8 protein-coding genes and 2 pseudogenes are annotated in these 15,288 nt (G+C 66.7%); 5 read left to right on the plus strand and 5 right to left on the minus strand.

The window, feature by feature from the left end; genetic code table 11:
- Window positions 1-42 precede the first annotated feature (42 nt).
- A complete protein-coding gene (locus HKK74_RS38255; protein ID WP_187248331.1) occupies window positions 43-3,972 on the minus strand; it encodes a ThuA domain-containing protein in 3,930 nt (1,309 codons plus the stop codon).
- Window positions 3,973-4,843: 871 nt separating this feature from the next.
- On the opposite strand from HKK74_RS38255, the gene HKK74_RS38260 reads away from it, so the two are divergent.
- The 3 genes from HKK74_RS38260 to HKK74_RS38270 all read left to right on the plus strand — a co-directional run bounded on the left by HKK74_RS38260 (window position 4,844) and on the right by HKK74_RS38270 (window position 10,923).
- Complete coding sequence (locus HKK74_RS38260) at window positions 4,844-5,833, plus strand: multicopper oxidase domain-containing protein (RefSeq protein ID WP_187248332.1); 990 nt, start codon at window positions 4,844-4,846, stop codon at window positions 5,831-5,833.
- Window positions 5,834-6,328: 495 nt separating this feature from the next.
- Window positions 6,329-9,292 carry a 3-keto-alpha-glucoside-1,2-lyase-like domain-containing protein gene (locus HKK74_RS38265; protein ID WP_222723251.1) on the plus strand — a complete coding sequence of 988 codons (2,964 nt, stop codon included), beginning with the start codon at window positions 6,329-6,331 and terminating at the stop codon, window positions 9,290-9,292.
- Between the two features lie 905 nt (window positions 9,293-10,197).
- Complete coding sequence (locus HKK74_RS38270) at window positions 10,198-10,923, plus strand: DUF4328 domain-containing protein (protein ID WP_187248334.1); 726 nt, start codon at window positions 10,198-10,200, stop codon at window positions 10,921-10,923.
- A 400-nt stretch (window positions 10,924-11,323) separates the two neighbouring features.
- Here HKK74_RS38270 and HKK74_RS38275 read toward each other — a convergent pair whose 3' ends face one another.
- The gene (locus HKK74_RS38275; protein WP_187248335.1) at window positions 11,324-12,427 is read right to left on the minus strand and encodes an FAD-dependent oxidoreductase; all 1,104 of its coding nucleotides are present in this window, start codon (window positions 12,425-12,427) and stop codon (window positions 11,324-11,326) included.
- Between the two features lie 49 nt (window positions 12,428-12,476).
- Here HKK74_RS38275 and HKK74_RS38280 point away from each other — a divergent pair, with 49 nt between their 5' ends.
- Both HKK74_RS38280 and HKK74_RS41765 read left to right on the plus strand, forming a co-directional pair.
- Window positions 12,477-13,040 (plus strand): TetR/AcrR family transcriptional regulator, encoded by a 564-nt coding sequence (locus HKK74_RS38280; protein WP_187248336.1) that lies wholly within the window; start codon window positions 12,477-12,479, stop codon window positions 13,038-13,040.
- Window positions 13,041-13,170: 130 nt separating this feature from the next.
- A pseudogene (locus HKK74_RS41765) lies at window positions 13,171-13,353 on the plus strand (Scr1 family TA system antitoxin-like transcriptional regulator); the annotation flags it as partial.
- A gap of 221 nt (window positions 13,354-13,574) precedes the next feature.
- Here the strand turns inward: HKK74_RS41765 and HKK74_RS41770 are convergent.
- The 3 genes and pseudogenes from HKK74_RS41770 to HKK74_RS38295 form a co-directional block, all read right to left on the minus strand.
- Window positions 13,575-13,760 (minus strand): hypothetical protein, encoded by a 186-nt coding sequence (locus HKK74_RS41770; protein WP_187248337.1) that lies wholly within the window; start codon window positions 13,758-13,760, stop codon window positions 13,575-13,577.
- 485 nt (window positions 13,761-14,245) lie between these two features.
- Window positions 14,246-14,593, minus strand: a complete 348-nt coding sequence (locus HKK74_RS38290; RefSeq protein WP_187248338.1) for a hypothetical protein — start codon at window positions 14,591-14,593, stop codon at window positions 14,246-14,248.
- 434 nt (window positions 14,594-15,027) lie between these two features.
- Window positions 15,028-15,288 (minus strand): annotated as a pseudogene (locus HKK74_RS38295) (hypothetical protein); the annotation flags it as partial.

Raw genomic sequence — 15,288 nt, forward strand, 5'->3', positions numbered from 1 at the left:
GGGGGCTGCTCGCCCCCGCGCCGGCACCGACCGACTACCGACCTAGAGCTCCCGCACCCGGATGTTGCGGAGGTCGATCAGGTCGGCGTTGCCGTGGTTCTGCAACCCGATGAACCCGCTGATGAACTGGCGCAGGTCCGTGGGCGGGTCGCCAGCGCGAGACGACTGCTTGCCCGGCGTGTTGTCGAACTCGTTGATCACCACACCGTTGCGGATGATCGTGTAGTGCTGTCCGACCACCCGGACCTCGTAGTCGTTCCACTGGCCCTTCGGGGTTGCCCCGGCCTTGTCCAGGCCTTGCGACTTGAAGTTGTAGATCGAGCCCGTCTTCTGCGGCTCGCCCGTGTCGCCGTCGTAGATCTGGACCTCGTGGCCGCAGTAGATCGCGACCCACGCTGGGGACGTACGGGCCGATCCGACGGTCCCGCAGCTTCCGGTCGGCCGCTGGTCCAGCGGCGTCCTCGGGTCGGGGAACCGCACGAAGACTCCGCTGTTCGCGCGGGTTTCACCGGCCGAACTGTCACGGAACTGCAGTCTCACGGAGAAGTCGGCGTACGCCTTCTTGGAGTACCACAGCATTCCCAGACCGCCGGAGCTGCGGATCGTGCCGTCCTTCTGCAGATCGAACTTTCCGGACGGAGCCTGGGACCAGCCCTGGAGGGACCACGGCGTCCCGTCGAAGATGGACTCATACCCGTTGGTCTTGCCGATCTCGGAATTGGCTCCCGCCGTCTTGAGCGTCGACGCCTCCTTGTTGTCGATGACGCCGTCCTTGCGGAACTGGTTCACCAGGTCGTTGAGGTGGCTCACGAACTGACCGTGGTTCGGCCAGGAGCGCTCGTCGTCGATCAGGTCGTTGATCGTGCAGCCGCCGCCGACCTGACGGTTGGCCACACCGGTGTCGGTGTCCAGCAGCCGAACCGTCTTTCGGGCGTCGGGCGCCGAGCAACCGACCTTGACGTCGATCTTCCCGGTGGCCACCTCACCATCGGCGTACTTCACGGTGAGCGTCGCGTGGTAGGTCCCGAAGTTCGCGTAGGTGTGCGTCGGGTTGGCCTCGGTCGACGGCTGGCTGCCGTCACCGAAGTCCCACTTCCACGACACACCGCCGGCCTTCGCGGCAGAGAACGCCATCGTCTTCGGCGTGCTCTCCTGGACGGCCCGCACCGCGGCTTCGCTCGGGTTCGGCGTCGCCGGACCACCGTTGTAGGTGATGCGGATCAGCTTCTGGTTCGAGTGGAGGCTGAAGAAGCCGCTGGCGTAGTCGAGCATGTAGAGCGCGCCGTCCGGACCGAACTTGGCGTCCATCCAGGACTGGAGCTGGGTGGTGCCGCCGCCGGACTGGATGATGCTGCGCAGGTCCTCGGCGAAGGCGGGCTGGCCGTTCGGGACGTCCTTTTTGTCCACGGTCATGGCGACGCGGTTGGGGGCGCACTCATCACCGAGGAACCACTTGTTGTCCCAGTGGGCCGGCCACGCCACGCCGCTGCCCGTGTCGACCTCGGAACGGTGGTAGGTCGGTCCGTTCATGACGGCCTGGCAGCCGCCGGTGACATAGGGCTCGGTGAAGGTCTCGTCACCCAGCTTGTAGGTCGGCAGACCGCTGCCATCGGTCCGCTTCGGGTAGACCGGGCCACCGCCCTGCGGCGAGTACCAGATCATGTTGTGGCGCGCCGGCGGGATGTCGACGAGACCGGTATTGCGCGGCGAGGTGTTCTTCAGGTTGTCGCAGTCGTACCAGCCGGCGGGCTGAGTGGCGTCGACGTTGCTGCGGTCACGGTAGGGCTGCTTGTTGCCCATGCAGTACGGCCAGCCCTGGTTGCCCGCAGAGGTGATGATCGTCGCGTTCTCGTACTTCGCCGGACCCCACGTCTCGCTCGGGGCGCCGGCGTCCGGACCGACCCATGCGGCCGTCAGCCAGTCGTTCTTGTTGTCCCAGGCGAGCCGCGAGATGTTGCGGACGCCCATCACGTAGATCTCCGGGCGGGTCTTGCCGCCGCCCTCTTCGTTGCCGGTGAACAGGTTGCCCTTGGGAACCGTGTACGTGCCATCCGGCTCCGGGTGGATCCGGATGATCTTTCCGTTGAGGTCGTTGGTGTTGCCGGAGGTGCGGCGGGCGTCCTGGAACGAGATGCCCTTGTAGTCCTGGGTCCAGTTGTTCCCGGAGTAGCCGCTCGAGCCGCCGGAGGAGTTGCTGTCACCGGAGCCGATGTAGAGGTTGCCCTGCTTGTCGAAGGTCATGCCGCCACCCGAGTGGCAGCAGCTGTGGATCTGGGTGTCCCACTTCAGCAGATCCTTACGGGTGCCCTGGTCGATCGACTGCTTCGCGGCGTCGTAGGTGAACCGCGAGACCGTCCGCTTGCCGATTCGCTTGTCCCTGTCGATCGACTCGTGCGGCATCCAGTAGGCGTAGACCCATCCGTTCTGCGCGAACTTGGGGTCGAGCGTGATGCCGACGAGGCCTTCCTCGTTCTTGACCAGCTCGTCACCGCTGCCGCGGTTGCCCATCACCTCGAGGGTGGTGAGGAGCTTGGGCTGCTTGGTCTTCGGGTCCCACTGGTGGATGGTGCCGCAGCCGAGGCCGACCTTGGGGTTGTTCCAGTCGGCGATCGGCCCGGACGGGCACGCCGCCTTGCCGATGTAGAAGACCTTGCCGTCAGGGGCGATGGTCAGGCCGTGCGGCTCGCCGATCTGGTCGAGTTGACCCGACTGGTTCTGCGCGGTCAGCCGCTCGATCTTGTAGTTCGACCCGATGGTCGCCTGGCAGTCACCGCGGACCAGGCCGGTCGCCCATCTGATGCCGCCGGCCAGGTGACTCTTGAATTGCTTGTCCGTGGTGTAGCTGGCCTCGGTGCGGCCCATGCCGGTGTAGAACGACCGGCCACCGTCGTAGTCGCGGCACCACGAGATCGGGTGGAACGGGCCATTGCCGGCCAGGCCCGCGTTGTAGGTCCGCTCCTGGACCTGTGCGATCGTCTGGACCTTGCCAAGCGGGTTGGGGCTCCAGTTCATCCACTGGTCGGACCGCTTCCAGTTGAGCGACAGCCCCTTGTTCGCCGGGTGCTGGCGGTCGGTGAGGTCCACGGTGGCCTCTTGGACCCTGTCCTCCGCAGGAGGCCCGGTGGTGGGTCCGAACAGCCGCAGCTCCGCCAGCTGGATCAGGGGCTCACCGCTGTTCGCGGTGATGTCCAGCCGGTAGTACTGGTACGCCGTGCTGTTGTCGAACTTGTATTCCTTGGTCAGGAACCGCTGAGCGAAGGTTTCCCCGGTCCGCTTGTCCAGGTCTTTCCAGCTCTGCCCGTCCTGCGAGCCCTGCAGCGTCCAGTCCTTCGGATCACGCCCGGTGAAGTCGTTGGCCGACGTCAACGCGTAGTGACCCACCGCGACCGGCTTCTCCAGCTTCGTCTCGACCCACCCGGTCCGCGCGAAGGTCAACCACTTGGTGTTGTTCTGCCCGTCTACCAGCTTTTCCTTGGTCTCGTTCGGCGGGTTGTCCGCGCTCGCCTTGATCTCCACCACCTTCTCGGGGGGCGGGAGACTGCCGGCGGGCCGGGTGCCGATCAGCTCGGTGAACCACGACGAGTCGGCCTGGGCGCGGGCGGCGTCATGGACGCCGACGAAGCCGCCGCCATCCCTGATGTACGCCTGGAACGCGGCCTCCTGGTTGGCGTTGAGCGTCACACCTTTGGCCGACAGGAACACAACCCCGCGGTAGTTCGTCAGGTTGTCGGCGGTGAAGACGCCCGGATCTTCGAACTCGTCAACGGAGAAGCCGTTCTCCTTGCCCAGTTCCTCGATCGCCGCCGCGGCGCGCTTGACCGGGTCGTCCTGCTTGTCGGCCGGTCCGTGGAAGACCATCACCTTGACCGCGGCGTCGTCGGTCGACGCCGGGTCGCCGGGTTTGGCATTCGCCTGCGCGCCAGGCGACACCGCCAGTCCCAGCACCAGCGCGACGCTCGACACCATGGTCATCGCACGGCGCCAGCTGGGCGTTCGGGGTCGCGGGATTAGGTCTCTTCGCGGGAAAAGGTCTCTTCGACCCATCGTCGCTCCTTCGTTCGAGGGCCACAACGGCACCTTGCGGAAGAGTTGTCAGCCAGTTGCGGTGGTCACCGCGCTTGCCGATGTCGGGGGTGGCGCCGACCTTGTCGGTGGCCTCCTCCTCGCGCTGGTCGATCGCTCCCTGGGCCGGCAGCGCTGCTGCGACAGTGCGACCGGTGCGTGCTGCCGACGACGGTGAACTCGATCGCCGTGGCGCTGCCGAGGTACTCGCCCGGCGCGATGTCGTTTCCGCTCACCACGGCAGACGTCTCCGGCGGCGTGGTATGGCCCGCTGAGGATGAGGGCCCCACCGGGAGTGGCTGTCCGGATGTGGTCAGGCCGGGTGAGGCGGCTGTCGGCCTGGGCGGGATTCTTCGAAACACCGCGACGCCTTTCGCAGACTTGCGGACGGTTGCGCGTGCAGCTGCCCGCAGCTCATGTCGGGCAGGCGGCGGACTCAGGGGGGCGGGGCAGCGGAGTCGGGGGTGGGGGGGTCGGACTCGTTAAGCCGAAGGCATTGATGGTGCCTGCGGTCACCTCAGTGCAATAGGTCTGGGCGGATCTTGCGCCGCTTTCGATCAGGTGTCAAGAACTATCGCCTCAAAAAGTAGAACTTTGTTAGGCATCTAGAGAAAGTCCCTACTGGACTGCTACCGTGAGCCCGCTTTAGCCCTGTATGCACTACTTCTGCCATCCGGATTCGAGATCCCGACCCACGTCGTTCAGGCCGACTTGCCGCCGGCTTCACGGACAGCTGCAGCTCGCCTCACTCGGGTGGGGCGCCGTCACCGATTGGGGAACCATGACCGAGGTAGGCAGAGGCGTACCGCGACGCGCGTTGTCCCGGCGCGCCTTCACCACGGCCGCGACAACCGCCGCGTTCACTCCGTTCATCGCGTCGGCTCAGGCCGCCGCGCCGCCGTCCGAGAAGACCGCCAACAAGCCCGACGGCGGCACCCGCCGCATCACCCTGTATGCAGAGAAGCTGCCGGACGGCCAGCTGGGCTACGGCCTGGAGCCCGGCAAGGCCACGATCCCCGGTCCGCTCATCGAGATGGTCGAGGGCGAGACCCTCGAAATCGAGATGGTCAACAATCTGGACGTCACCGCCAGCCTGCATGTGCACGGAGTGGACTACGACAACGCCAACGACGGCACGAGGATGACCAACAGCGTGGTGGAGCCGGGCGAACGGCGCACCTACACCTGGCGCACCCACGCCCCGGGCCGCCGTCCCGGCGGCTCCATCGAGCCCGGCAGCGCCGGCTATTGGCACTACCACGACCACGTCGTGGGGACCGACCACGGCACGGGCGGGATCCGAAGGGGGCTCTACGGGCCGCTGGTGGTCCGCCGGAAGGGCGATGTGCTGCCGGACAAGCAGTTCACCGTCGTCTTCAACGACATGAATATCAACAACCGCAAGGCCCATGAGGCACCCGATTTCGTCGCGAAGATCGGCGAGCGTGTGGAGTTCATCGTGATCACCCACGGGGACTTCTTCCACACGTTCCACATCCACGGACACCGCTGGGCCGACAACCGCACCGGTCTGCTGGAAGGCCCACAGGACCCGAGCCGGATCATCGACACCAAGATCACCGGACCGGCGGAGTCGTTCGGCTTCCAGGTGATCGCCGGCGAGCGCGTCGGGCCCGGGCATTGGATGTACCACTGTCACGTCCAGAGCCATTCCGACATGGGGATGGCCGGGGTGTTCCATGTGACCGACGCGGACGGGAACATGCCGCCGGGCCACCCCATGCCCGGTCACTCCGGCATGTCGCACTGACGCCGTCTCTCCGCCCCGGCATCACCGGGCCGAGACATGCCAAGCCGTACACCTGCACGGCGAACGACGTGAGTCGCGCATACGACCGAACATCGGTTTACCCCCATGGGAGCCGTAGAGGACAACAGTTCTCCCCCGGTGCGCGCTCCCGCTGCTCCCGCCGGAGCAGCGGGAGCAGCCGCGGCAGGCGAGCCGGACGCCATCTCCCTTCTCGGCCCCACCCACGAGGATCGCCGCACGGACCGCGGGGTCGGCGAGGATCTGAGCGAACGTCGGATCAAGGCCCGGGTAAACGGAGCCTGCCCTTTGAGGGACCCCTTGACCGTCGCCCCATCTTCTGTTTACCTCGAAAGCACTTTCCTGGGAAAGCGCTTACCCGACTCGTTGATCCTGATCACACTTCCGTTCGAGGTCCCCCAGTCACTGTGAGGGAAGATGGATCACAGCACCCCCCCGATCACCAGCCGGCCGGCACGCAGGCGACGGTGGCTTGGCGTGGCCGCCGCAGCCGCCGCGTTGCTCCTGCCGCTCGTGTCGACGCCGGTCCCCGTCCACGCGTCCGCCCAAGCCGACATTCCGGCCCAGGAACCAGGCGTGACGCTGCGCGTGTTCGACGTGCAGGTGCCCCTGAACGACTACTGCACGCTCAAACCAGGCCAGACACCCAACATCGACAAGCTGATGCCGACGATCGACTGGTCGACCACCGCGCACTTCGGGTTCACGGACCGGTTCGTCACCGAGGTAAGCGGTTACCTGAACATATCCACCGCCGGGACCTACGACTTCCGGCTCACCAGCGACGACGGCGCACGGTTCTTGCTCGACGGCACCCAGGTGATCAACCACCCCGGCCGCCACGGCGCCACCCCGAAGGACGGCGCGATCGAACTGACCGCGGGCTACCACGCGCTGCGCATCGACCACTTCGACGCCGACTTCGACCAACGGCTGAAGCTCGAGTGGCGGCCGCCGGGCGCGGCCGGTTATACCCTCGTACCGAACTCGGTGCTGAGCACCGACGCCGACGTCGTGCGGGTCACCTCGCCCGGCCGCAAGCAGTGCGAGGGCGTCACCGACGCCCCTGGCGACGGTCTGCCGCTGACCGGTGTACACCCGGACTACACGCTGACGAACCTACGCCCGGACGGCTTCGAGCCGCAGGTCACCGGCATGGACTGGCTGCCGGACGGCCGGCTGGCCATCGCCACCTGGGGCGGTGACCGGGAGACCGTGATCGGCTCGGTGTATCTGCTCGACGGCGTCACCGGCAACACCGACCCGACCAAGGTGACCATGAAGCGGATCGCCCACGACCTGCGGGAACCGATGGGGCTCAAGTACGTCGACGGCACCATCTACGTGTCCGAGAAGCACCAGCTGACCGCGCTCATCGACAAGACCGGTGACGAGGTCGCCGACGAGTACCGCAAGATCGCGACCTGGCCGTTCGGCGGCAACTACCACGAGTTCGCGTTCGGCCTGCTGTACAGGGACGGGTACTTCTACATCTCCACGGGCATCGCGATGGTCCCCGGTGGCGCGACCGCCGACCCGCAGCCCGTACCCAACCGCGGCAGCACCCTCAAGGTCAACAAGCGCACGGGTGAAGTGTCCTATGTGGCCGGTGGGCTGCGCACGCCCAACGGCCTCGGCTGGGGGCCGGAGGACGACATCTTCGTCACCGACAACCAGGGCATGTACCTGCCGGCGTCGAAGCTGTTGCGGATCAAGCAGGGCGCCTTCTACAACCACTACACCAACCCGAGTGGCCCGTACGACAGCCAGCCGGTGACCGAACCCGTGCTCTGGTTGCCGCACAACGAGATCTCCAACTCGCCGAGCAACCCGATCGTGCTGCCCAACGGCGTGTTCAAGGGCCAGATGGTGTTCGGCGACGTGACCTACGGCGGCCTGCAACGCGCATACCTGGAGAAGGTCGCCGGCGAGTACCAGGGCGCCGTGTTCCGCATGACTCAGGGGCTCGAGTCCGGGGTGAGCCGGATCAGCCTCGGCCCGGACGGCGCGATCTACACTGGTGGCATCGGCTGGGCGGGCAACTGGGGCCAGGCCGGCAAGCTCAAGTACGGCCTGCAGAAGCTCAGTCTCAACGGCGCCGACGCGTTCGACATCCACAAGATGCGGGCCATCAGTGGCGGCTTCGAACTCGAGTACACGCAGCCGCTGTCCGACGAGACCGCGCAGGACCTCGCCGCCAAGTACAAGGCCGCACAGTGGCGGTACGTGCCGACGCCCCAGTACGGCGGCCCGAAGGTCGACGAGGAGACCCTCGACGTCACCTCGGCGACGCTGTCGAAGGACCGCAAGAAGGTGACGCTGAAGATCGCGGACCTGAAGCCGGGCCGCGTGGTGTACGTGCACTCGCCGCGCCCGTTCGACTCGGCGTCCGGTGAGGAGCTGTGGAGCACCGAGGCGTGGTACACGCTCAACCGGCTGCCCGACGGCACGGTGGCGCCGCCCGAGTACGAGGCGGAGTCCGCCAAGTTGGCCGGCGGGGCCGGGTGGAACACCAACCACACCGGCTACTCGGGCGCCGGTTTCGTCGACCGCAACTGGGCACCGGGCAGCAGCACCACGTTCGCCGTCCGCACCGACCGGGGTGGCCGCCACGACATCGCACTGCGGTACTCGAACGGCCCGAACCCGAGCCCCAACCCGGTATCGAAGTCGATGAGCCTGTACGTCAACGGCAAGAAGGAGAAGCAGATCTGGCTCGCCGCCACCGGCAGCTGGGACAAGTGGGCGACCCAGGTGGAGACGGTGAAGCTGCGCCCTGGCGCGAACACCATCTCCTACGTCTACGAGCCGACCGACACCGGACACGTGAACCTGGACAAGATCACGGTGAGGCCGACGAAGCGGGTCGCACTGTTCAACGGCGCCGACCTCAACGCGTGGGAGACGACGTCCGGCGGCCCGGCGACGTGGCCTGTGGCGAACGGGTCGATGGAGTCGTTCGGCGGTGACATCCGCACGAAGGAACGGTTCGGCGACTTCCGCATGCACGTCGAGTGGTATGAGCCGGACTACCCGCCGGAGGTCACCGGGCAGGCCCGCGGCAACAGTGGCGTGTACATCTACGAGAGCTACGAACTGCAGGTGCTGGAGTCCTACGGGCGACCCCCGGAGCTCAACGGCGCCGGTTCCATCTATCTGAAGAAGGCGCCGGACGTGAACGCGGCGCGGCCGACCGGCACGTGGCAGACGTACGACATCAAGTTCCGCGCGGCGCGCTGGGACAGTTCGGGGAAGAAGGTGGAGAACGCGCGGATGACCGTGTGGTGGAACGGAACGCTGGTGCACAACAACGTGGCCATCGACGGCCCGACCGGCGCGGGCAAACGGGAAGACCCGGCCCCGGGCCAGATCAAGCTACAGGACCACGGCGACCCCGGCGCCAACCCACGATTCCGCAACATCTGGATCGAACGGCTCTGACACCGAGCCGCTGACACCGCGAGGGTGGCCCTTGCGACGCCCGGCGTCGCAAGGGTTTCCCTTTCACGCCACCAAGCACCCGGACCACAGCGGCCCTCCCCAGACCATCGCCTGAAGGGTGTCAGCCGCATTCCGATCAAACTGTGCACGATGGACGTGTGGGGTATGGATACTCGATTACGGCTGCTGACCAGTGCTTTCTTCCTTCGTCTACGCTGCGGGCCCGTACTGGCAGCGCTCCGCCCTACCGCTTGAACGGCGGCGTGTTAACGAGCGATCTTCCCTGTGGGAAGATGTCGCCATGAACGTGCCTCGAAGGGGACGTGCCTCGTAGGACGCCCGCATCGCTTCGGCCCCGCCGGCACCCCTTGCACAGCCCCTGGGTTTGGGACAGCCCCTGGATTCGCTACCGCGATGTTCCCGGGCTGTCGGGTCCGGCCAATGCCGCCATCCGACAGTTGGAACGACAGCGACTGGTACCCGGCTTGGTATCTGTTGCCGTGAGCCTATGGTCGGCGCACGTCCACGCAAGCCCTCGTCGTTGGCGACCATGGGAAGCGGAATTCACTTGCACTTGCTGCCGTGAGCAATGCATTTCCTGGGCCCGGGACCAGCTAGAAGAAGCCCTGGTCATGCTACCGGCACATGCTGCCCACGAGCTTCGGGCCGTGGTCGAGCAGCTGGACGAGACATATCGTCGCCGGTGTTGGACCACGGCTGGTCCTACCGAGCATGGATGAGTGCCTGTACCGGCAAAGTTGGATTTCGTGACGGCGGGAAATGGTTTGACCCCCTTCAGGACATGAGTAGATGATCAGGGCCTACATTTCTGGATTTCGCGGTCGGCCGTCGCCCACGTGCACTGCCCGCTGCTTCGGTTCGCAGGCGGATGGCGGGAGAGCAAGATGGCATGGCAGCAGTCCGGCGGATACTCCTACCCATCCCCGTATCACGGAGACGGCCGCCCCGGTCCAGCGGTGCTGGCGCCCGTACGTGGGCTCTCGATCGGTGCCGTGCTGGGACTGTGCCTGTCCGCTGCCGTCCAGTTGACCTACATCGGCGTCAACGTGTGGCGCTACGTGCTCGCCGGGCGAGTGGAGAACGGCGAGGAGGTCAGCCCCTCCGTCCTGGACAGGCACGACGCCGTGTACGAAGCCGTCACCTTCACGGTGATCGGGGCCACCGTGCTCACCGCCGTGCCGTTCATCATCTGGCTGTTCCGCGTACGGGCCAACGCGGAAGTGATCAGCGACAGACCCCACCGCTGGGGCAGGCCGTGGCTGGTCTTCTCCTGGGTCGTGCCGTTCGCGAACCTGTGGTGGCCGAAGCGGCTGGTCGATGACATCTGGCTTGCGAGCGACCCGCGATTCGTCGATGCGCCAGAGTCGAAGCGGTCGTGGCTGGTCCGTGGCTGGTGGCTCTCGTGGGTCCTCTACCTGATCATGGGCCGTGTCGTCGCTCAGATGCAGGATCGCTCGTCCGACGCCGCCACGCTCCAGAACACGGCGACCGGCGTGATGGTCGTGGCGTCCATGGGCGTCATCGCGGCGGTGCTCGCGGCTCTGGTCGTACTCCGCCTCAGCGAGCTCCAAGAAGTCCGAGGGCGGGAACTGGCGGCCATGGTCGGCTGACGCACACCTGACCCGGTCCGGACACCACCGGCCAGCATGGCTCGGTGCCGGACACGTCGGACCCGGGACCGACCCCGAACACGGCCGGTCCGCGCACCGAGGTCATCCGACGTCGGCGTTCAGATTCTGATCGGGGTGGCCTGCGCCGAAACGATGCGCCATGCGCCCTGTTCCTTCACCACGACGTAGTGTGCGTGCCGAAACTTCATCCATGTCACGCGACCTGGGCATATTCGCGGATGACGCCGCCAAGACGATCACGCCGACGGACCTTGAGTTGATCTACGTCAGCAGGCCCGGGGAGTGCCTTGAGGGGACTCGCCTGATGTAGTGCGCGATGAGGTCGATACCGCAACCTGGACACCAAGGCCCGCAAGTTCGCCGTGTGCCGCCGCCTCTGTCATGGCGTCCTGCGTTCTTGCTGGAGGTAGTCGCTGGTCGAGCGGAGCCAGCTGATGTAGGACCTGGTCGAGAACGCGTCGGAGACGAGACCGGTCAGCGGCCCCTGCCGGCTGGGCATTTCGGTGCACACCATCCTGGCGACTCTGCGCACGGTCTTGGACCTGGCGCGCTCGTAGCCGCGCGGGTCGTCGGGCGAGTTGCTCAGCGCCCAGGCGTCCTCAAGCGCCTGGCCGGCGCCCATCGCCATCGCCGGCGGCATCGTGTGGGCCGCGTCGCCCATGAGCGTGGTCGGCCCCCGGCCCCAAGTCGTCGGCACGCGGTGACAGTAGTGCGGGTAGAACTCGGCGCCCTGGGCGTGCCCGAGCAGCGTCGGGAACGGCTCTGGCCAGCGACCGAACCGCTTGCGCAGCCGGTCCATCAGGTTGGGTGTGTCGACCCAGAACCGGCTACCCGGCTTGGCACGCAGGTCGAACCACCACAGCGCCCTTCCATGCCCGGCCGGGGCCACGCTGCCGAGCGACCGCCCGTTGGAGATCATCATGGCGTCGCCCGAGTCGATGATCTCGGAGGGCAGCGAGGTGAACGCCTGCCAGGTGACCCAGCCGTTGAGCCTGCTCGGGTTGCCGCCCCACAGCGCCTGCCTGATGACCGATTTACGGCCGTCCGCGCCGACGAGCAGGTCGCCGCGCGCGGTGCTCCCGTCAGTGAAGGTGATCTCCGCGCGGTCGGGGTCGACCGCGGCGACCGCGTGGCCGTAACGGACCGGTACATCCTTGGCGAGGCGCTCGACGAAGTCGCGCCTGACGATGTGCAGGGCGGGCAGGCCGCCGAAATGGCGCTCGACGGCGGTGAGGTCGATCGTGCTGAGCCTGCGCCCGCGCACCGACCAGTTCGTCATCGCTCCCAGGCGGCGCCCCGCGCCGTCGAGGTCGACCTTGAACTCGCGAAGGATGCCGACGGCCGATGGCCAGATCGAGACCGAGCCGCCCTCGGTGCGCAGCTCCGGCGCCGCCTCGTACACCTCGACGTCGTGACCGGCCGCAGTCAGCCCGCGCGCCGCGGCCAGTCCCGCGACACCACCGCCAACGATGAGTACTCTCATGTCAGCCCCTATTCTGAGACTATGAGTTTCTGATACTCGGAGTATCACAATGAAGCCTCGCGGACGCAAGCCCGATCCCGAAGTCGACGCGCGCATCAAGCAGGCGGCGGTGACGCTGCTCGTGAGCAAAGGGCCCTCGTTCACCATGGACGAGGTGGCATCGGCCGCCGGCGTGGGCAGGGCCAGCGTCTTCCGCCGCTACGCCACCAAGCGCGACATACTGCTCGACGCGCTCGCCCTCGCCATGGACGCCCAGGTCCCGCCGGTTCCCGACACCGGCGCACTGGAGAGCGACCTGCTTGTGATCGTCACCGAGACGCTCGCCGCATGGAACTCGCCCGAGCTCGCGGAACGGACCCGGCAGATCTTCGGGGAGGCGGGCAGGGATCCCGCCGTCGCCGAGATCATCCGCACCGCCATGCGCGACCGGATGACGCGCAGCTGGGCGATCTACGACCGCGCGATCGCCAGGGGCGAGCTGTCCGCCGACGCCGACCTGTGGCTGCTGTCGGACATGTTGGTCGGCCTGGTCGTCTACCGCGGCCTCATCGACGTGCCGCAGCCGGACGCACCACAGATGCTCAGGGCGCTCATGTGCGGCTTCACGCGATGATCATGTGGCTATCGGATCGTGAACCGGAAGTGCCGCGGCCGGCGTCGGGCGCGGCACCGCCGAGATCGCCGCGACGCTGTACCTGTCGCGCGGAGCGGGCCGTAACCATCTGGACGCCATCGTCACCAAGTTGGCCGACTACATCCGCCAGGAGTTCGGTGGATCCGGCTGGTCCATCGACGCGAGTGCAATCCGAACCTGGCAGGTCCAGGTGGTCCATGGCCTGCTCCAGACACCCGACTATGCGCGCACCCTGATCCGTGGCCACTCACAGGACGACGCGGAGGTCGACCGGCGGTTGCAGGCTCGAATCCACCGGCAGGTGGGCCCGAGGCCAACGAGTGGGGCAATTACCGCTGCCGGTTGCTGGACATCGAGGGTTACGAGTGGACCTTCGGCATCTACCGCCCCGGTGAGAAACAGGACGACTGGTCCGAAGACGGCTGAACGAGCAGCGGCGCCCCGGACCGGTTCGGCACCCCTCCTCTCGACGGGCGCCAGGTCCCGTGGCCATCGCCATGAGCCGGGGCTTGGTCAGGCGGGCCGGCCCGGGGCCGGGACGGCGTGCTCGGCGGCTCGTGACCTGGGCGGGGCGGCCGACGGCGCCGCTCCGCCCAGGTGGCGTGCGCGGTCGCGCAGCCCGGCGCGCAACAGCGCCGACCGCCAGCTCTGACCGCCGTCACCGGTTCCGCGCCGCCGCAGGGCCGCCGACCAAATCACCTGCTTGCCCCTACGGGGTGCTTACGGCATTGGACGGCAGCCCCACTCCCAATGCGCTGGGTTGCGGTTCGTACATGCCTCCGGCGGGGGCCTCTGGCTCTGGGAAGCTCGGGGCGCACCCGTACCGGTCATCAGTGGTGAGGGTGGAAACAGGGGCGACCGCGCGCAAGCGCAATAGCGGATTGTTCGATGACGTGGACAGTCACAATGCCACGCATGGGCCGGTATCGCGCCGCCAACAACACCAGGTGAAGCATGAGGTGAGAGGCACAACCCCCCATCGACCGACTCCGCTATTTCTTCACCACTCCACGCCTCCTGCTTAAACTCATCGTGGTTTACGTCATCGCCATGGGCTTGTCACAATGGCTGCCGCCCTCCCCGCAGAATATAGGGGTGCCCAACTGCGCAGTGATCTTCTACGCCACCTGGATGGCGGGAGGAACCGTGGATTTCAAGATCCGCGAAGATGGTCGGTGCGGGTCTCAGCCGAGGTAAGCCGATAGCGGATCCAGTGTGAGGGTCTTGGCTCTCAGGTCCGGAGTGAGCCAACCGGTCATGTCGTCGCCGGGCAACAAGGCCGACCAGTCGATCTCATCTTCGGATCTGGCCTGACCGACGAACAGCGTGAAGGCCCACTGTTCTTGGGGGGAGCGTTTGACCTGGCCGATCCACGCGCGTCCACGTATGCAGGGCTTCGTGGCCTGAAGGTCGGCCTCCTCGGGAATGAAGCCGTCGCACCAGAGGAACCGGAGTTTGTTGTCCTCGAAGCCTGCGAGCTCTCGACAGACGCGGAACTCCAGGCTAACCCAATAATCTGCCCCAGACATCATCGCCAGAACTTCCTTGCCGGTATGGAGCGGACTGGGCCGCCCCAGCGATCTTGGAGGCTAGATCGCTGGGATGCCTGTCGCGATCTTAGCGGATTCCCGCGACTTATAGAACGATGCCTCGAACTCTTTCGGAGGAATTCCGTCACAGTACGAGTGGAGCCGCTCGCTGTTGTACCACGCCACCCATTCCATGGTGGCGATGGTCACATTAACCACCCCTCCCATGACCCGTGGAAGTCGATGAGCTCGCTCTTGTACAGGCGGTTCAGCGAATCCGCTGCGGCATTATTCGCAGGGATCGCCTTTGCAACCGACGAAACGGACCGCTCCGATCTCATCCAGACGGTCGGCGTAGCGAATCGACGTGTATTGGACACAAGGATGTATCGCCCCGAGCGCGCGGCGGAACTCCCCCGGGTCGGCCAGCGCCTCCTTCAGCTCTGCGGGGCCGTCGAGTTCCCGCCCTCGGCCCGTGGGGGCGCATCGTGCAGCACCCGGATCGGATCCGCTGCGCGGTCGGTGCCCAGGGGATAGTGGTCGGGGCGGGCCAGCCGTGACGTCCCGCCCGCCGCCGCTTCGGCTTTGGCCGGGAGGGGCGGGGTGGGGGTGGTGATGGTGGTGCGGGCGGTGGGCCAGGCGGCCTCAACCGCCCGCGCGACCAGTTTGACCGAAATGTTCCCGAGAGTCCAGATTTT

The organism is Actinomadura alba (genome assembly GCF_014323705.1).
GTDB classification, from domain to species: Bacteria; Actinomycetota; Actinomycetes; order Streptosporangiales; family Streptosporangiaceae; genus Actinomadura_C; species Actinomadura_C alba.